13 protein-coding genes are annotated in these 19,997 nt (G+C 38.4%); 7 read left to right on the top strand and 6 right to left on the bottom strand.

Annotated elements, in window-relative coordinates; genetic code table 11:
* Positions 1-41: 41 nt before the first annotated feature.
* From rlmN to ffh, 4 genes are all read right to left on the bottom strand, one after another.
* Positions 42-1,088, bottom strand: coding sequence for a dual-specificity RNA methyltransferase RlmN (gene rlmN, locus FRZ67_RS08350; RefSeq protein ID WP_147189111.1), 1,047 nt, complete (start codon positions 1,086-1,088; stop codon positions 42-44).
* 283 nt (positions 1,089-1,371) lie between these two features.
* Positions 1,372-2,394 carry an alpha/beta hydrolase gene (locus FRZ67_RS08345; protein ID WP_147189110.1) on the bottom strand — a complete coding sequence of 341 codons (1,023 nt, stop codon included), beginning with the start codon at positions 2,392-2,394 and terminating at the stop codon, positions 1,372-1,374.
* 351 nt (positions 2,395-2,745) lie between these two features.
* Entirely contained in the window at positions 2,746-3,933 is a 1,188-nt protein-coding gene (locus tag FRZ67_RS08340) for a proline dehydrogenase family protein (RefSeq protein WP_147189109.1), read from the bottom strand.
* A 250-nt stretch (positions 3,934-4,183) separates the two neighbouring features.
* Positions 4,184-5,503, bottom strand: coding sequence for a signal recognition particle protein (gene ffh / locus FRZ67_RS08335; RefSeq protein ID WP_147189108.1), 1,320 nt, complete (start codon positions 5,501-5,503; stop codon positions 4,184-4,186).
* 271 nt (positions 5,504-5,774) lie between these two features.
* Here ffh and FRZ67_RS08330 point away from each other — a divergent pair, with 271 nt between their 5' ends.
* Entirely contained in the window at positions 5,775-6,194 is a 420-nt protein-coding gene (locus FRZ67_RS08330; protein ID WP_147189107.1) for a DUF4293 domain-containing protein, read from the top strand.
* Positions 6,195-6,343: 149 nt separating this feature from the next.
* Here the strand turns inward: FRZ67_RS08330 and FRZ67_RS08325 are convergent, their stop codons facing one another.
* Positions 6,344-8,089 (bottom strand): tetratricopeptide repeat protein, encoded by a 1,746-nt coding sequence (locus FRZ67_RS08325; RefSeq protein WP_147189106.1) that lies wholly within the window; start codon positions 8,087-8,089, stop codon positions 6,344-6,346.
* Positions 8,090-8,324: 235 nt separating this feature from the next.
* Here FRZ67_RS08325 and FRZ67_RS08320 point away from each other — a divergent pair, with 235 nt between their 5' ends.
* Both FRZ67_RS08320 and FRZ67_RS08315 read left to right on the top strand, forming a co-directional pair.
* Positions 8,325-8,975, top strand: coding sequence for a class I SAM-dependent methyltransferase (locus FRZ67_RS08320; protein ID WP_147189105.1), 651 nt, complete (start codon positions 8,325-8,327; stop codon positions 8,973-8,975).
* Between the two features lie 129 nt (positions 8,976-9,104).
* Positions 9,105-10,670: a helicase HerA-like domain-containing protein gene (locus FRZ67_RS08315; RefSeq protein ID WP_147189104.1), complete on the top strand. Its 1,566-nt coding sequence runs from the start codon at positions 9,105-9,107 to the stop codon at positions 10,668-10,670.
* Between the two features lie 182 nt (positions 10,671-10,852).
* Here the strand turns inward: FRZ67_RS08315 and ligA are convergent, their stop codons facing one another.
* A complete protein-coding gene (gene ligA, locus FRZ67_RS08310) occupies positions 10,853-12,979 on the bottom strand; it encodes an NAD-dependent DNA ligase LigA (RefSeq protein ID WP_147189103.1) in 2,127 nt (708 codons plus the stop codon).
* A 264-nt stretch (positions 12,980-13,243) separates the two neighbouring features.
* On the opposite strand from ligA, the gene FRZ67_RS08305 reads away from it, so the two are divergent.
* The 4 genes from FRZ67_RS08305 (at position 13,244) to FRZ67_RS08290 (ending at position 19,985) form a co-directional block, all read left to right on the top strand.
* Positions 13,244-13,993 (top strand): NUDIX hydrolase, encoded by a 750-nt coding sequence (locus tag FRZ67_RS08305; protein WP_147189102.1) that lies wholly within the window; start codon positions 13,244-13,246, stop codon positions 13,991-13,993.
* Between the two features lie 458 nt (positions 13,994-14,451).
* The gene (locus FRZ67_RS08300; protein ID WP_147189101.1) at positions 14,452-17,478 is read left to right on the top strand and encodes a SusC/RagA family TonB-linked outer membrane protein; all 3,027 of its coding nucleotides are present in this window, start codon (positions 14,452-14,454) and stop codon (positions 17,476-17,478) included.
* Between the two features lie 22 nt (positions 17,479-17,500).
* Positions 17,501-19,120, top strand: coding sequence for a RagB/SusD family nutrient uptake outer membrane protein (locus FRZ67_RS08295; RefSeq protein ID WP_147189100.1), 1,620 nt, complete (start codon positions 17,501-17,503; stop codon positions 19,118-19,120).
* Positions 19,121-19,145: 25 nt separating this feature from the next.
* Entirely contained in the window at positions 19,146-19,985 is an 840-nt protein-coding gene (locus FRZ67_RS08290) for a SusE domain-containing protein (protein WP_147189099.1), read from the top strand.
* Positions 19,986-19,997: the final 12 nt, after the last annotated feature.

Raw genomic sequence — 19,997 nt, 5'->3', positions numbered from 1 at the left:
TGTTTTGCTGTTTTGCAACAGTAATAAGTGATGTGTAAATTCTAATCCCTGTCTTTATTTGCAAGCTGCCCGCATGCAGCATCAATATCTTTACCGCGGCTTCTTCTTAGCCTTGCATTTACACGGTTTGCTTCCAGGTAATTCATAAAGTTCTGTATAGTATCCTCATCCGGTTTTGAGAACCTGAATGCATCAATAGGATTGTATTCAATAATGTTGATGAGATCTGCAGGAACCTGCCTGTAGATTTTAATAAGTTCCTCCGCATCTTTCTGACTGTCGTTGAAATTCTGGAAAAGAATATATTCAAAAGTTATTTCATTCTTGGTCTGCTTGTAAAAATAGTTCAGCGCATCAATTAATGCTTTGATGTTATTAGTCTCATTGATCGGCATTATTTCGTTACGCTTCGTATCATTAGCAGCGTGCAATGATAAAGCGAGTTTAAAACGCACATTATCATCGCCCAGTTTTTTTATTTGTTTTGCAACACCCGCCGTAGACACAGTGATGCGTTTTGGGCTCATAAATAAACCATCTTCCGCAGAAATACGTTCAATGGCCTTCATTACATTATTGTAATTAAGCAATGGTTCACCCATTCCCATGAAAACAATGTTGGATAATTTTTTATCGTATACTCTTTCGCTCTGCTGATTTATTAAAACAACCTGATCATATATTTCATCGAACGATAAATTTCTTTTGCGATCCATATAACCGGTAGCACAAAACTTGCAACTTAAGCTGCACCCGATCTGAGAAGAAACACAAGCCGTTTTTCTTTCGTCTGTTGGTATTAAAACACCTTCTACAAGGTGGCCATCATATGTTTTAAAGCGGCTCTTTACAGTGCCGTCTGCACTGTATTGTGTCGCATCTATTTTTAATGCAGGTAAAGAAAATTGTTCACCAAGTTTTGTACGCAGCTCTTTGCTAAGATTGGTCATGTCAGCAAAACTATGTGCATGTTTTTGCCACAGCCATTCATACACCTGTTTGGTACGAAATTTTTTTTCGCCCATTTCTTCAAAATAATTCTCCAATTCACCAAGGCTTAAATGCCTTATGTTCTGCACTTCTTTCATGCCGCAAAGATAGAATACAGATCGTAGTTTATGGTTTGTAGTTTTTTACTGAAGATTTGGGGGCAAACTGCTGTGTTTCATAGCATCGCCTGTTGTGTCACTCACTTATACTTTCATTTCTTTATTGAGCTGTTATCCATTAGCTAACAGCCAACAGCTGATAGCCTATCTTCAGTACAAGAGTGCGACGCAACAAAAGCTTAATGGATAAAAGAAACTATGACCACAAAAAATAAAAACCGGCATCGTTAACTAATGCCGGTTGATAATAAGCAACATTTTTTTAACGACAGCTTGACGCATTATCGCCTATATAATAACCTCTTTCCGGTTCTTTGCCATCGGCCATCAGGCTGTTAAGAAAGCAGGCACTGTTATCTGCACGAAAATCATCAGTAAATACCCCATGGCCACCACCAGGTTCTACGTGCGCAACTGCGGGTGTTCCAAAACTGGTTAGTAAATCGTAAACCGGTTTGGTGCCATAAGCCAATGGATAACTATCGCACAGATAGAAATGATCAATATCAAATGGTACCACTGCATCGGCTGTTCCATGAAAGAAAATGGTGGGAACCGCATTTTGTCTTGTAATAATACCAAGATCACCAACTGCACCCCACATTGACATTATCCCTTTTATAGTAAATGAATTTGTGAGTGAGTTGTCTGCATTAAGCGGCCCTAATTTAGAAGTTAGTGCAGTACCCAAATAAGAGTCTGCAACTTCTTGTGTAAAATAAGGGAGGTTTAAAGAGGTTACGCCACCAGCACTTGCGCCACCAATAAAGATCCAGTTTGTGTCAATTGAATATTTATCGGCATTAGCAACGAGATAGCGAAGAGCTGCCCTTGCATCTTGCTGTGCACGATAAAACGCTTCCTTAGCTTGCACTGAATCGCCATCGCATGTATTGGTTTCGCTTTTTGTCCAGCCTAGCCTATAGTCAATAGGGGCTGTTACAAAACCTCTTGCTGCCATATCTGATGAAAATGTTTTGGCAGATTCTTTATCGCCTACTAAGAAGCCACCCCCATGCACCCATAATATCAAAGGATACTTTGCTCCTGCAACACGGTTTGGCGGTAAGTAAACATCAAGTTTTAAATCTTCGGTCTGGCCTTTCCAGTCTATATTAGATCCATATGAAAGATTGGTAATAACATCACCTGAAGTATTGGGTGGAGTTACAATATTATTATAACTGTTACTCTTCGAACAGGAATTAAATAACGCTAGTGAAATAATTGCAATCAGGATCGTATATATGCTGCCCGTCTTCATACTCATAATTTGTATTGACATAAAAACATTCTTTAAGTTTAATACCTTTTCCAGTGAGTAATTAATCTTTCAGATTTATCAAGTACAAATTTTCAAAAAGCATGCCGTTACTAAAGAGGACTATTAGTTGCAAAGTATTTGCTGCGTTTGCAAAAGCTATTTAACTTTTTGAAATCATTAGCTGTTAAACAGTTAAGACTATTAAATTGTAATTTGAAATTGTAGCCGGGAAGAAATTATTTCTGATAATAAGCTTACCAACATTTGCGGGTTTGCAATTTATAGCGGACATTTTGCACAATAGTTAACAGGAAGTACAAGTGAGTGACACAACAGGCGACGCCATAAAAAACCAAAGCTGGAATCATAACATTATCCGGCTTTTCTTCTTTCGAGTTCTTTATTAATGAGAGAAAGTTCACGACCAGTCTGACCGCTTACGCTGGTATTTTCCTGGGCACGGCGCATGAGGTAAGGAATCACTTCGCGTATCGGCCCAAAGGGTAAATATTTACTCACAGAGTAACCTGCTTTTGCAAGATTAAAAGTAACATTGTCACTCATTCCATAGAGTTGGGAGAAATGAACATTAGGATTATTATGTGAAAGACCTTTTTCATGCAGCAAGCGTGCAGCTAGTAAGTTACTCTCTTCATTATGAGATGCCACAATAACAGCAATATCCTGAATATTATCTATGCAATAACGAACAGCCTCATTATAATCTCTATCAGTGCTCTTTTTATCGGGTTGAATAGGAGAGGGATAGCTTCTATCTTCTGCGCGGCTTCTTTCTTTTTCCATGTAAGCGCCGCGCACCAGTTTAACTGCCATCTTAAACTGTTTTTGTTTGGCAATACGATGGCTCATCTTTAGAAACTGCAACCTGTCGTGCCGATAGAGTTGAATGGTGTTATATACGATCGGTTTTTCTTTGTTGAAGATCGACATCATATCTATTACCAGTCTGTCTACCGGATCCTGTATCCAGCTTTCTTCTGCATCTACCAATACGCCAATTCCTTTTTCAGCAGCCGCTTCACATATACGATACATACGGTCGTATACCCTGTCTTTTTCTGCTGTTTCTTCTTCATGATCATGTATGCCACTGCGTAAGCGGGGTGCTTCATCCAATGTTTGTAATAAGCCGAAACGGGCAATGGCAGTAACTTTTACACTGATGAATGGGATTTTTTCCTGAGATGCAGCATAGTTAATTACGTTTATAAATTCTTCTGTTGCATGATCAAAATTTTCTTCACTCTCTTTTCCTTCCACACCATAATCAAGTATTACCTGCACATTATGATCTGCCAGTAATTTGCAAACATGCTTGGTATCTTCGAGTGTTTCGCCGCCAACAAATTGTTTGAAAATAGTTTTTCGGATGATGCCATGAACAGGCAACCCTGTTTTCATGAGAAAAGGGGTAAGGCGGGAACCAACAGCCACAAACCATGGGTAATGCATGGTTTTGAGCAGCCAGCGTCCACTTTTTAATTCTTTATCGCTTTTATAAGCAAAGGCGGTCTCAGTGTTGTCGAAGGATAGATCCATACTAACAGTCATTCATCTGCAAATATCAGTACTGTTGTCTATAAATTAAAATATTCGGTGAAGTTATTTTAGTTGAAGTGTTGATAGGTTGACAAGGTGAAGCTTTAGTAAGTTTATTAATGAATAAAGCGTATAAATGTGCGACGCAAGGAACGATGCCATGTAAAACTTTAGCCGGATTCAAAAAAAATTCACAACTTAAGCTGTACACATTAAACCCAGATCTGAAATCAAAAATCCGAAATGAAAATCACCTTCTCATGCCTGGCATTTTGCCCATTGGCATTTTGTTCATCATCTTCATCATCTGGCGCATCTGATCGAACTGTTTCATAAATGCATTTACATCCGCCATTTCTTTGCCACAACCTTTTGCTATACGTTGCCTGCGGCTTGGTGTAATGCTATCAGGATTGGCCCTTTCGTAAGGTGTCATAGAACTAATCATTGCTTCTACTCCTTTAAAAGCATCATCGCTTATATCAACATCCTTAATGGCTTTGCCCATACCGGGAATCATACCCATCAGGTCTTTGAGATTTCCCATTTTTTTGATCTGCTGCAACTGTTCTAAGAAATCCTGGAAATCAAATTGATTCTTGCGGATTTTCTTCTCCAGTTTCTTTGCTTGTTCTTCATCAAACTGTGATTGTGCTTTTTCAACTAATGAAGTAATATCACCCATGCCCAGTATGCGTTGCGCCATACGATCAGGGTAGAAAACGTCGAGCGTATCAAGCTTTTCACCACTGCTTACAAACTTGATAGGTTTTTCTACAGTGTACTTAATAGAAAGGGCAGCACCACCTCTTGTATCACCATCGAGTTTGGTTAACACTACTCCGCTGAAATCAAGACGCTCATTAAATGCTTTGGCTGTATTTACGGCGTCCTGGCCGGTCATACTATCAACCACAAATAATATTTCCTGTGGCTTTACAGCATCTTTAATATTCGCCACTTCGGTCATCATCACTTCATCAACAGCAAGACGGCCGGCAGTATCTATGATGATAACATTCTTATTCTTACTCTTTGCTTCTTTAATGGCATTTTGTGCAATAGCTACTGCATCTTTATTCTCTCTTTCACTATATACATCCACGCCTATCTGTTCGCCCAACACCATCAACTGGTCAATAGCCGCAGGACGATAAATATCTGCTGCCACCAATAAAGGTGATTTACCTTTTTTTGTTTTCAGGTAGTTAGCCAGCTTACCACTGAATGTTGTTTTACCACTACCTTGTAAACCAGCGATCAGTATTATAGCAGGGTTGCCTGTGATATTGAACTGCGCTTCTTCACCGCCCATTAATTCGGTCAGCTCATCCTGCACAATTTTCACCATCAACTGGCCCGGACTGATGGCATTGATAACTTTACTGCCTGTTGCTTTTTCTTTTACCTTGTCGGTAAACTCTTTTGCAATTTTATAGTTAACGTCTGCATCAATCAATGCACGTCGAATATCTTTTAGTGTATTGGCAATATTCAGGTCATTAATGCGTGCCTCGCCCTTCAGGTTCTTAAATGCACTTTCTAAACGCTCGGTAAGATTATTAAACATATTATTAATTCTATTAAACGGGTTGCAAATATAAAGCAAGTTTTGGGTTTACTGTTTTGGGTTTTGAGTTGGTTTTTTATGTAATAAACTATAGTTTTCATGGCATCGCCGGTTGTGTCACTCACTTATACGTTCTGAACAATGCGCAACAAAATGCAAATCAATAGCCCTATCTTTTGATTTTTGAATTTTGCTTTTTAAATGTCCTGTGCACAATTATTTTATGTTCAAAGAATGGTTGTTTATTTTTACTCTTCTAAAATGATTACTAATGATACAAAGAATACAATCCGTTTGGTTATTACTGGCAGCAGTTTGTGCTTTCCTTTCATTAAAGGTTTCTTTTTATACAGGGCATCTTATTAATGATCCGCAGCGGTTACTGGTTTCTTTGAATTCAACAACCACCATTCCCATTGTTATAGCAGCAGTAGCAGTGGGTATTGCAGCACTGGTAACTATTTTTCTATATAAAGACAGGAAGATGCAGATGAAAATAGTTTTTGCAACTTTCGCTGCATCTGTTTTGCTGATCTTTCTTTGTTTTTCTTATGTAAACTCCAAATATGCTGAAGGTAATTATGACCTTACTGCACCTGTTGTTATTCTTATCCCTATATTCCTATTACTGGCTATCCGCAATATTTATAAAGATGAGAAGCTGGTTAAGAGCGTAGATAGACTGAGATAAAAATAGTTGAATAGCATGAAAATTAAAAAGGTCAAATAGTGTAATATCTATTTGACCTTTTTATTGCTGCATAGAATTTCCATTGTACAAGAGTGCGACGCAACAAAAGCTTAATGCATGTTATGCAGCCGGGCTCATAAATATCACTACTAAAACACTGCTGCAGTTATTTTTGTATCTGCTCTTGCAAAAGCTTCTTTAGCTTGTCGTTGTGCTTTCAAACTTTCATTGGTATTGCCTTGCATAATTAATGCTGTTGCAAGCCCGGTAAGCGACCAGCCATTATTGGGGTTTTGTTTCAGGTCTTCCCTGAAAGCTTTTTCTGCATCACTAAGTGCGCCTGATCTTAGTAACACATTACCCAGGTATTGCCGCACCGGGTGCACCCAGTCCTTTGGCTCGTTGTAAAGCATATTATCTTCTTTGCCCATGGCAACAGTTAATAATTCTATGGATATGTCTAAGTGCCCGTTTTCTTCAGCAATTACGCCTTCCAATACTTTTTCTGCAACGCCTGCACCGGCAATAGCAGGGTTAAATGCTGTTGGATGTTCCAGCAACTGCGGATCGTTCATATCCCTGCGCAACATTGCTAACTCATTTTCTGCCCTGTCTGTTTGTTGTTTTCTTGCCAGTGCAAGTCCACGTGCATAATGCCATATAAGATTTGCATACACGTGTTTTTCAGAAATAGCAGGGAGACTAAGAATATCATCCCATTTTCCAAAACGTATCATTGTAAAAACAGGCGTCATATAAATATACTGCGCATATGCGCCAAGGTAACCGCCAAAATCAAGAAAACTGCTATCGGAACTATTCCTGCAATCATTGGAAAATTTCAAAGCATCCGCATAACGGCCATCCATGTTTGCACAGGTAGCCTGCATGTGAAGATTGTGTACAATATAGAGCACGCTATTATTAACAACAGGCGCATATTGGCCAAGGTAATTGTAATAACTTTTTACGGCTGCTACATTTACATCAACGCCTTCTTTGTAATAGCCAGAGCGTATATAAATATGTGATGGCATGTGCACCAGGTGCGCTACACCAGGCATTAGTGAAGGCAATTCTTTTGCAACAGCAAGGCCTCTTTCCGGATGATCGGATGCTTCAACAGCATGAATATAATAATGCGCCGCACCTGGATGTTTTGGATTTGTTTTTAAAATTTTTTCCAGTGTATTTACAATTTCGGGGGTCCATGCTTTTGCTTTGCCTTCATGATCATAAAAATCCCAGGGATGCTGCACCATTAATGCATCTGCATATAACGTAGCGGCATCAGCACTTTCAGGAAATTGCGCATGCACTTTTTTCATCGCATCTGCATAATATTGATTTAGTACTTCACGTGCCTGTGTTGTGTCTGCTGAATACCTTACCTGCATCGCATCTATCAAAGCTTTTTCTACCGGCGTACAATTATTGTATAATTCTTTTGCTTTATGCATGGCCGTTAGTGCATCAGGCGATGCAGCATAACCAAGATCATTTATGTTGGGTCCATAAGCCAAGGCTTTGCCCCAGTAACCCATTGCAAAATTGTTATCAAACTGTGTAGCTTTTTCAAAAGATGCCAGTGATTCAATAATGTGAAATCCATAATACATATTGATGCCTTGTTCAAAATATATTTTAGCGCTGTCATTGGCTTCGGTTACAGGCATGCGGTAATCGCCCCATCCTTCCAGCAATGGAATAACAGTTGTTGAATCATCGAAATCAATGGCAGCAAGGTTTGGACTGCAACTAAAAGACAATCTTTTTTTGTAAGCTACATTTTGTAATGCTTTTGCGTTACTGATCTTATTTTGTGTTGTATTGTTATAGATATATGTTGATGACAGCAATATGGCGGCAAGCAACACAAGCAGAAAAGATTTCATAATAGGGAATTGTTTCTCGAAAGTTACTCAAAAAAATAGTAATTACAATTACGGCAGAATAAGCATAAATAGATCTTGAATTCTAAAATTTATGGACCGGGCTTTTGAACAGGTATTAAGCTTTCGTTGCGTCGCACGCTTGTGCGGTTTGTATGTGTGGCAACTTTTTGATAGCAACATTTTATAACTGCTGTAAATAAATTAGTTTTAAATCGTTAAGCAGGAAAAATATTACATGAAAGCAAGTATAAAAAAAATTTTGAAGCCATTGGTTCCGCCAATTTTACTAAACAATATACGAAAGCAGATCTATAATAATAAGCTCAGGCAGGAACTCAAAACCTGGAAACAAAATGGCCGCCCGGCACCACCGCCACATATTATAAAGCAACATACAATAGCATGGTATCAAAAAAAATGCAGCAATAATATTTTAGTGGAAACCGGCACTTACAAGGGCGATATGGTTGAAGCGCAAAAAAAGCTTTTCAAAAAAATAATTTCGATTGAGTTAAGTGCTGATCTTTTTGAGAAAGCGCAAAGAAGATTTAGCAATGATAAAAATATAACCATCGTGCAGGGAGATAGCGGGCAGGTGCTGCCATCAATTTTGAAAAATATAAATGAACCAGCCATATTCTGGCTTGACGGTCATTACTCCGCAGGAATAACAGCAAAAGGTGATAAGGACTGCCCGATCTTTGAAGAGCTTGATGCAATATTCAGCAACAAAAAATTTGATCATATTTTATTGATTGATGATGCAAGATGTTTTAACGGTGAAGGAGATTATCCAACTATTCAACAACTAACTGATTTTATAAAACAGAAAGATAGCAGGTATAATGTTGAAGTAAAAGATGATATTATTAGGTTTGTTGTATAATTTAAATGCTGATAAATTATTTTATGGCACAAGAGTGCGACGCAACAGCCGATGCTAACTATTCAACAGCCCGGTACAAAAAATTTCTCTCACATTTTCTAATCTCCTAACTTTCCCAAAACTTTTATAATGCCAACACAAGATCAATTCTCTGCTGCTGTAAAAGATGGGTATAGTTTTAAAGGCGAACATGTAAAGATCGGCTGTGCTATGCTGGATGGAAATGTGGTGCCAGGTGCAGATGTTTTTATTCCACTGAAAATGTTGAACAGACATGGCTTGATAGCGGGCGCAACAGGAACGGGTAAAACAAAAACATTGCAGTTGCTTACTGAATTTTTAAGTGATGCAAGTGTGCCTGTTGTAATGATGGATATAAAAGGTGACCTTAGTGGTATTGCTGCTGCAGGAACGTTGAATGATAAGATCACAGAACGTTGCAAACTTTTAAATGTAAATTATAAACCGACTGCATTTCCGGTAGAGTTGATGACACTAAGCAATGAAAAGGGTGTACGCTTAAGAGCAACCGTAAGTGAATTTGGTCCAATATTGTTAAGCAAAATTCTTGGCCTGAATGATACGCAGGGCGGGCTTGTTGCCATGCTTTTTAAATATTGTGATGATAATAAATTGCCACTGCTGGATCTGAAAGATTTTATAAAAGTGTTACAGTTTGCCAGCAACGAAGGTAAAGATGAACTGACAAAATTATATGGCAGTATTTCTTCTACATCAACCGGCACTATCCTGCGCAAAGTAGTAGAACTGCAGCAACAGGGCGCCGATATATTTTTTGGTGAGCCAAGTTTTGAAGTGGATGACCTGATGCGCATCAGTGATGATGGTCATGGTATGATAAATATTTTGCGTGTTACAGATATGCAGAGCAGGCCGAAATTATTTTCTACGTTTATGTTGCAGTTGCTTGCGGAGTTATATGCAACATGCCCGGAAGAAGGAGATATGGATAAACCAAAACTCATCATGTTTATTGATGAAGCACATTTATTATTTGAAGAAGCAACAGATGCATTGCTGAAGAATATTGAAACCGTAATAAAACTGATACGCTCAAAAGGCATTGGTATTTTCTTCTGCACGCAAAACCCGCAGGATGTTCCGGCTTCGATCCTTAGCCAGCTTGGATTAAAAGTGCAGCATGCATTGCGTGCATTTACAGCGACAGACAGGAAAACGATCAAGCAGGCCGCTGAAAATTTTCCCGAAACTGAATTTTATAAAACAGAAGACTTGCTTACGCAAATGGGAACCGGTGAAGCGTTTGTTACCGTGCTTAATGAAAAAGGAATTCCTACGCCACTGGTGCACACCATGCTTTGTCCGCCACGCAGCCGTATGGATATTTTAAGTGATGTAGAAATTGATGCACTTATCAGTAAAAGCAAACTGGCCAATAAATACAACCGCACAGTTGACAGTGAAAGTGCTTATGAAATTCTCAATGAAAAATTAGAAGAGGCCGCAAAGAAAACACAACAACAGCAGGAAGAGCAGGAGCAGGCGAAGCAACAGGCGAAAGAACAAAAAAGCCAGCCGAAAGAAAAAAGTTTCTTTGATAGCGCCGCGGTAAAACAGGTAGAGCGTACTGCAGCTTCTGTTATTACACGCAGTTTGTTAGGTGCGCTTGGTCTTGGCGGCAGAAGCAGTAGCAGAAAGAAAAGTCTGTGGTAAAAACAATCCTTCAGTAGTTGCTTAGTGATTGTAGAATTTTTGTGAGCCCAACTAAAGTGCTGCTATAAAACTTTTGTTGCGTCGCACTCTTCGGCGTTTGTTCATTGCTGAACATTGATAAGAAAGTACAAGTGTGCGACGCAACGATGTTTAATACATATTCAGAAGCCGGGCTCATAAAATCATTTATTGATGAGACTTAAAAATTCATCTTCTGAAATAATGCGAATGGTGTTTATCTTTTTTGCTTTCTCTAATTTGCTACCTGCATCTTCGCCCACAACAAGGTAATTGAGTTTACTGCTAACGCCGCTTACAATTTTACCGCCATGGTCTTCTACCATTGCTTCAGCATCGCTGCGTTTAAGTTTAGTAAGTGTGCCGGTGAAAAGAAAAGTTTGTTCTTTAAGTGTTGAATCACCTGTTGATGTTTTCTTCTGGTTCTTCATTTGTAAACCTAATGCTCTTAGTTCATCAAGTATTTTCAGGTTCTGCTCATTATGAAAAAAACGATAAATACTTTGTGCAACCTTTACGCCAATATCTTCCAGTTGCTGCAAGTCTTCTTCTGTTTTATTTGTAAAATCGTTGATGTCATCCACAGCATTGGCCAATGTTTTTGCAGTAGTTTCGCCAACAAAACGAATGCCCAGACCATACACCAAACGATGCAATGGTTGTTCTTTTGAAGCTTCTATAGCAGTTTGTAAATTATCAATTGATTTTTTTCCAAAGCCTTCCAGTTTGCTTATTGCTGCAAAGTCTAATTTATAAATGCCGGGCACATCTTTAAGCAATCCGAGTTCGTAAAATTTACGCACGTTGGCTTCTCCAAAATTCTTAATGTCCATTGCATCTTTGCTTACGAAATGTATGATGCGTTCCACAACCTGTGCAGGGCAATCAATGTTTATGCAACGCCAGACAGCTTCACCCTCTTCTTTAAATAATTCACTTGCACAAACAGGACATTTTTTTGGAAAATGAATATTGTGTTCATGACCGGTTCTTAATTCCGGTAGTGATTTTACAATTTGCGGTATAACATCACCTGCTCTTTCGATCAATACATTATCGCCAATTTTGAGGTCTTTTTCTTTTATATAATCTTCATTGTGTACAGAAATACTGGAAACTGTTACACCGCCAATGTGAACGGGTTCAAGTTTTGCAACAGGCGTTACCGCACCTGTTCTGCCAACCTGGAATTCTACTGCTTTTAATTTTGTTGTGGCTTGTCTTGCCTTGAATTTAAATGCAATTGCCCAGCGTGGATGATGCGTGGTCATGCCCATTTTATCCTGTAATGCAAAGTCGTTTACTTTAACTACCATGCCGTCTATTTCATAAGGAAGTGTGTCGCGCATTTCTTCAAAATCGTGTACATGTTTTATTACTTCATCAATGCCATTCAGGATAAGCTTTTCTTTTTTTGGAGCACGAAAACCGCATTCCCATAACATATCTAAAGAGCCACCATGTGTTTGCAAATATTTATTATGCTTTGGAAGATTATCATTTTGTATTCCATCACTCGATTGAACATGACCATCTCTTGTTGTATAATAACTGATGTGATAGAGAAAAGCATCAAGATTTCTTTTCGCTACATTTTTGGGATCTTTTTGTCTAAGGCTTCCACTGGCTGCATTGCGTGGATTAGCAAGTGGTGGCAGGCCTTGCTCTGCAAGGCTTTCATTATACTTTTTAAAAACATCTTTTGTAAGAATGATCTCGCCACGTATTTCAACCTGTTGCACACCGAATTTTGAAAATGGTGCAGATAAAGGAATTGATTTTATTTGTTTGATGTTGGTGGTAATATCTTCACCTTCCACACCATCACCACGTGTGGCACCCCGCACAAGTATATCATTCTCATAAATGAGTGAAATGCTTGCACCATCGAACTTTGGTTCCACACAATATTCAATTATATCAAGTCCCGTAAGTTCTCTTGCTTTGCGGTCAAAATCGTAAAGGTCTTCTGCGTTGTAACTATTATCGAGACTAAGCATGGGCACCAAATGCTGAACAGTAGGGAATGCTGCATTTAATGTGCTGCCTACTCTTTGCGTAGGAGAGTCTTTGGCTACCAGTTCAGGATGTTGCTTTTCTATGTGTTCAAGCTGTTTATATAACTTGTCGTACTCCACATCTGCAAGAAGCGGATCATTAAGAACGTAATAGCGATATTCATGGAAGCGTAATACATTTCTAAGCGCATCAATATCTTCAACTGAGGCAGCATGTTTTAAAAATGTATGGGTAGCGGTTTGTAATTCTTTCGTTTGTTCAGTGGTGTACATAAGCGATAATTATACTGCGATAAAGATAAAAGAGAATCGTTGCTTAACGGAAGTTGAAATTTGGGAACATGTTTTATCATGCTGCATAAATAACAAAATGTACAAGTGTGCGACGCAACGGAAATCTCACAGTTATTCATGAGCGGGTACAAAAATCTCCCTGAATTTTTAAAGTGTTATTTTTACACATTTGTAAAAATATTTTACTTTCGGGCTTTGGAAAGTATGCCTGCTTACTAATAAACTGCTTTGAAATTTGCCAGTATGAAAAAAGAACCCGCTGTTATTACTGAACTACGCAAAAAGGAAGATGGACTTATAAACGATGCCAGGAAACTGGTAGAATCGTATCCGCGTGTACCTATAACTGTTGACTGCGTGATCTTTGGGTTTGATGAAAATGAACTGAAGGTATTGCTGATACGCAGTGACCTTGAAATGTTTCATGATAAATGGTCTTTACTTGGTGATTTTGCCGACGATAATGAAATGCTGGATGACGCAGCATACCGTGTATTGAAAGAGCGTACGGGTATGGATGATGTATACCTGGCACAGGTAAAAACATTCAGCCGGCCAGACCGCCATCCTGGTGGGCGTGTGCTTACGGTGGCTTATTGTTCACTGTTGAATATTGAACACCATCAACTTAGCAGGATGGATAATGAACTGCACTGGCATTCCGTGAAAAGCATACAGGATATGGCTTTTGACCATAAAGAGATCATGGATGAATGTTACGCCTGGCTGCAGAAACGTATACAGGAGCACCCGCTTGGCTTTAACCTGTTGCCCGAGAAATTCTCGCTTCGGGAACTTCAAAATCTTTATGAAGCCATTCTTGATATAAAGATGGACAGGAGAAATTTCAGGAAGAAATTTTTTGCTATGGACTTCTTAATTGATACCGGGGAATTTGAAGATGATGTGCCACACAGGCCTGGAAAGCTTTACCAGTTTGACTTTAACAAGTACAAGCATACCAAGAAAAAATGGAGCGGTATAGATTTTTAGTAATTTTTTGATCCGGCCATTTGTAATACTATTGAGCTTTCGTTGCGTCACACACTTCACCTTTTTGTGCTTTACTGAACAAAGAGTCAGTTATTGCATAATTATTCCACTAAGGATATTTCAGAATGTTGATATGCTGAAAGCCCCGCCTGAATTTAGCTTTTTCTGTATTTCTGTTTAGCCAAAACTTCCTGAAAGAATAAAATCCTTTCCTCAAAGCAAAAAAATATCCCTAATAATTTTTGTGTTGTGTAAAAAATACACATATTTGCTAATTAATGTGTATTTTTTACACCTTAATTAAGAATACGATTGCTTAACAACCATGAGACTAACTGAACAGTATAACCATAACATTGCTTAGCATCTTTCTGCATGGACATATTATATCGTCTTCTTCATTGCTTTTATTTATTGCATTTAAGATTTTACAAATAAAAACCAGTAAATCTATCATTATGAACTTTAAACGATTGTTTATGATGCTTGCGCTTCCGCTGGTATTGGTAAGCCTACCGGCTTTAGCGCAGGATAAAGTTGTAACCGGAATGGTTACGGATCTGAAAGATGGAAAGCCCATCGCAGGTGCATCAGTGCTGGTGAAAGGAACCAATATAGGTACCCAAACCAAAGCAGATGGATCGTTTTCATTAAATGCGCCTTCCAATGCAACAACGATTGTTATATCGTATGTTGGCTACACCACACAGGAATTATTAATAGGCAGCGGCGGTATGAATGTATCTCTGGTACAATCTGCAAGTACCCTCAATGATGTTGTTGTGGTAGCCTACGGAACAAGGAAGAAAGGAGATCTTACAGGATCTGTAACATCTGTTACCGCAAAAGACTTTCAGAAAGGTGTAAACAATTCATCAGAGCAACTGTTGCAGGGTAAAGTTGCAGGTTTACAGGTTACTTCAGGCGGTGGTTCTGCAGGTGGTGGCAGTAAAATTCGCATTCGTGGTGGTGCATCATTAAATGCAAGTAATGATCCTTTGATTGTTATTGATGGAGTGCCTGTTGAAAGTAATGGCCTTCCAGGTTCTGCTAATCTTTTGAATACAATTAACCCTAATGATATAGAGTCAATGAGTGTATTGAAAGATGCCTCTGCAACTGCATTGTATGGCTCAAGGGCTTCTAATGGAGTTATAATAATTACAACTAAAAAAGGCGCAAAAGGCAAAGTGAAGTTTAATTTTAATACAACCACATCCGCCGGTGTTGTAGGCAAAACTGTAGGTGTACTAAATGCTGGCCAGATTAGAACAATTATCAATAATGATGCTGCTGCAACCGGTATTAACACTTATAAAGATCTTCTTGGAGATGCCAATACAAACTGGCAGGACCAAATCTATCAGACTGCAATGGGATATGATAACAATATTAGCGCAAGTGGAAGTATTGGTAATTTGCCATTTAGGGCTTCACTTGGTTATCTGAACCAGGATGGTATTTTAAAGACAAATAATTTCAAAAGACTTACATCATCGTTAAGCCTTACGCCCAAGTTTTTTGATGACCATTTAGCAGTCAACCTTGTTGTTAAAGGCAGCCAAACAAAAAACGTTTTTGCCGATGAAGGTGCTATAGGATCAGCTATTTATTTTGATCCAACACAACCGGTTTATGATCAAAAAAATGAGGGCTATTATTATGGTGGTTATTTTGAATGGCGACAATTAAATCATCAAGGAGTTTTTGATAGTGCAATAGATCTTGCCAACCGTAATCCTCTTGGATTGTTAAACTTAAGGAACAATACTTCTACTGTGAATAGGCTTATTGGAAATATCCAACTTGATTATAAATTACATTTTTTTCCAGACTTGCACGTGATGGTTAATTTAGGACTTGATGATGCAAAAGGATCAGGTAATGATAATATTGACTCCGTTTCGGCCACAAATTATAAAACAGGTGGAAGAAAGACCTATTATCAACAAAAGAAGCAAAATACCTTAGCTGATGTTTCTTTATTCTACGCCAAGGAATTAAAAAGCCTAAATACTAAATTTGATTTATTGGTAGGGCATAGTTACCAGGATTTTGTGACTGATGTTTTTAATTATCCGTCATTTAGCTACAGACCAATTGCAGATTTTAATCACCCAGAAAAGAAAGATACGATTGCAGGTACGGAACAGACATTTTATACAGACAAACCAGAATACAGACTTGAATCTTATTTATCAAGGTTGAATGTAACAATTGCAAATAAGTTCCTGCTTACTGCTTCAATAAGAAGAGATGCCAGTTCTAAGTTTTCAAAAGATAACCGCGTAGGTTATTTCCCTGCTTTTGCCGGAGCCTGGAAACTGAAAGAGGAATTCTTCAAAAACACAACTATCGTAAGTGACCTTAAATTACGTTTGGGTTGGGGTGTTACAGGTCAGCAGGACGGTATTGGTTATTATTCTTATTTACCAAGATATACACGAAGCTTTAATACCGGTGCACAGTATCAGTTTGGAGATGCTTTTTACAGCTATCTGCGTCCTGAAGGATATGATGCTAACCTGAAATGGGAAACAACTACAACCTCTAATATTGGTTTAGACTTCGGATTTTTAAATAACCGTATATCAGGTTCTTTGGATTTCTACAAGAAAAAAACGAAAGACCTTTTAAGCCAGGTGCCAGTTGCGCCAGGTGCCAATTTTGTGAACCTGCTTACTATTAATGTAGGTAACATGGAAGTGAAAGGGTTTGAATTTACTTTAAATACAACACCTGTAAAAGGTCCGAATCTTTCATGGGATTTAGGCTTTAATATCAGTTATAATAAATCTACCATCACAAACCTGCTGCAAAATCAGGACCCTAATTTTAAGGGTATTGATGTAAGCGGAATAGGTGGTGGTACAGGTAACAATATAGGCAAGTTTGCAGTTGGGTATGCACCTTATATATTTAATGTTTACAAACAGGTATACGATAAACAAACAGGTAAACCAATTGAAGGTTTGTATGAAGATATAAACAGGGATGGAATTATAAATGATGATGACCGGTATTACTATAAGAAACCTGCTCCTGATGTGATACTTGGTATTAACACACAGGTAAATTACAAACAATTTAGCCTTGGACTTTCTGCACATGCATATTTAGGAAATTACATGTATAATAATTTCAATTCAGGTGCTACACTACGATCTATAAAAAATCCTATCAATTTTATTGGAAATACTGGTGTTAATTATTTAGAAACAGGGTTTTCAAATGCACAGTTTCTTTCTGATTATTATGTGGAGAATGCTTCTTTCTTAAGGTTAGACAATATCAACCTGGGATATAATGTAGGTAAGATATTTAATAACAAAGCAAGCTTAAGAATTGCGGGCAGTATTCAGAATGTTTTTGTTATATCAAAATACTCAGGTCTGGATCCTGAAAACGCAAGTGATACAGGTGTAGATGGAAATATTTACCCGCGTCCGCATACTTATTCTCTCGGACTAAATCTTGATTTTTAGTTATCAAAATAATTGTAATGATATGAAAAGTTTAATAACGAAAAATATGATCATAGTATGTGTTGCAGTAATTACTGCCACATCCTGTGCAAAGAAGCTCGATCTTTTACCACAAAATGACCTTACACCAGCTACTACTTATTCAACTGCTGAAGGATACAAAAGTGTGCTGGCTAAAATTTATGGAGGATTGGCAAGTACTGGTAATACAGGTCCTGCAGGAAGTTCAGATATCCAGGGCCTTGATGAAGGGTCTCAATCACCTTTTATAAGAGGATTTTTTAATTGTGAGGAACTTCCAACAGATGAAGCTGTAGTAGCGTGGAACGACCAAACCATACATGATTTCCACAATCTGAAATGGAGTAGTTCTGACCCTTTCCTGCGTGGTATGTATGCTCGTCCTATCTATAATATTACGATAGGTAATGAATATTTGAGAGAATCAACTGATGAAAAATTATCCGCCCGCAATATAACAGGTGCTGATGCTGATGATATAAGAAAATCGAGAGGAGAAGTTCGATTTTTACGTGCCTTTAATTACTGGGTAATGCTTGATCTTTTTGGTAAGTCTACTTTTATTACTGAAGATGATGGCATCGGTACCTATCTGCCTAAAGAAATAAGCAGAACTGATTTATTTAATTATATAGAAAGTGAACTTAAAGCCATCGATGCAGATCTGGCTCCTGCGAAAACAATTGAGTATGGCAGGGTAGACCAGGCTGCTGCCTGGGCTTTGCTTGCAAGACTTTATTTGAATGCAGAAGTTTATACCGGAACAGCACATTACGCAGATGCATTAAACTATGCACAAAAAGTTATCGATGCCGGTTACCAGTTACAGCCGGAGTACGATAAATTATTTATGGCGGATAATGATAAAAGAAAAGATGAATTTATATATGCTATAAACTGCGATGGCCTTTATACACAGTCCTATGGCAACACTACTTTCTTTGTGCATTGCGCTTCTGGAGATGATCATAATGAATATGGAGTGAGTGGTGGCTGGTATGGGTACAGAGGTACATCTGCATTAGCTAATTTGTTTCCAGACCCAACGGGTGTTACTGATCAGCGCGCAATGTTCACCACTTCAAAATATGGAACCAGTGCCTCTCAAATAGCTATTGGAGATATCAGTGATTTTAATAACGGTCTTCATGTAAATAAGTATAAGAATATTCGTTCAGATGGTTTGCCAACATCAGATGTGCAGAACAATTTTGCCGATGTTGATTTCCCGGTATTCCGTTTATCTGAAATGTATTTGATCTATGCGGAAGCTCATTTACGTGGCGGGGGAGGCGATGCTGAAACTGCACTGGATTATCTAAATAAGATCAGGTTCAGAGCTTATGGTCAGAGTTACGGACCCGGCGATGTTGGTAAACTTACTTCTTCTGACTTAACATTACAAACCATATTGGATGAAAGAGCAAGAGAATTATATTGGGAAGGTCATCGTCGTACAGATCTGATACGCTACGGGTTGCTTACTACCAGCACCTATTTGTGGCCCTGGAAAGGTGGAGTAGCTTCTGGTACCGGCGTAGACAGTAAATATAATATTTACCCTGTTCCAGCGTCAAACCTTACAGCCAATCCAAATCTTACACAAAATACTGGCTATTAATTTTTAATAAGACAAACTCATTAATATGAAACTCATTTCAAAATTGCTGTTCCTCTCTTTACTGTCCGCAGTAATGTTCTGGTCATGCGAAAAAGATGAACACAAGATTTATTATGAAGGTGGAACTCCACCCGAATTATCGGCTTCAGCCAGTGAATTAATCCTCGTGAGAGATAATGCAAACCAGGATGCAATTCAATTTGCCTGGACAAATCCAAATTACCAATTTACAACAGGCATTAGTTCACAAGACGTGAATTACATATTGCAGGTAGACACAGCAGGTGCAAATTTTTCCAGCCCATCCTTGCAGGAATTATCTATTGCAAAAGACTTGGGTGTAACATATACTGTAAGTCAGCTTAATACGATACTTACAAAACTTAATCTGCAGGAAGATATATCCCATACTGTTGAATTCAGGGTAAAATCAACATTGGTTAATAACAGTGCGCCTTTGTTTTCTAATGTTGTACAGGCAGTGATAACTCCTTACCTGGATGTTGCTGTTCCTATTTCTCCAACAGGAGACCTGTATATAACAGGTGATGGTACACCAAGCAGCTGGACCAATAATCCACCGGAAGATCAAAAATGTACGAAGGTTAGTAATACGGAGTATAATATCGTTATGAATTTTAGCCCCGGGTTTTATTATAAATTTCTTACGACTCTTAATCAATGGCAACCTCAATATGGTATAAGCAAATTAGCTGGTGCCAGCGGGGACGCTTCAGGTGGAGATCTTGGATTTAATTTCGGATCGGAAGGTGATCCCGATGCGATTCCGACACCAGCAGTTGCAGGTAGCTACAAGGTAACTGTAAACTTTAAAACCGGAAAATACACTGTTGTTAAACAATAATTCAATCTAATT

Source organism: Panacibacter ginsenosidivorans, from assembly GCF_007971225.1.
Taxonomy (GTDB): domain Bacteria; phylum Bacteroidota; class Bacteroidia; order Chitinophagales; family Chitinophagaceae; genus Panacibacter; species Panacibacter ginsenosidivorans.
The sequence above is the reverse complement of the archived record's forward strand: the minus strand, read 5'-3'. Positions and strand labels throughout refer to the sequence as shown.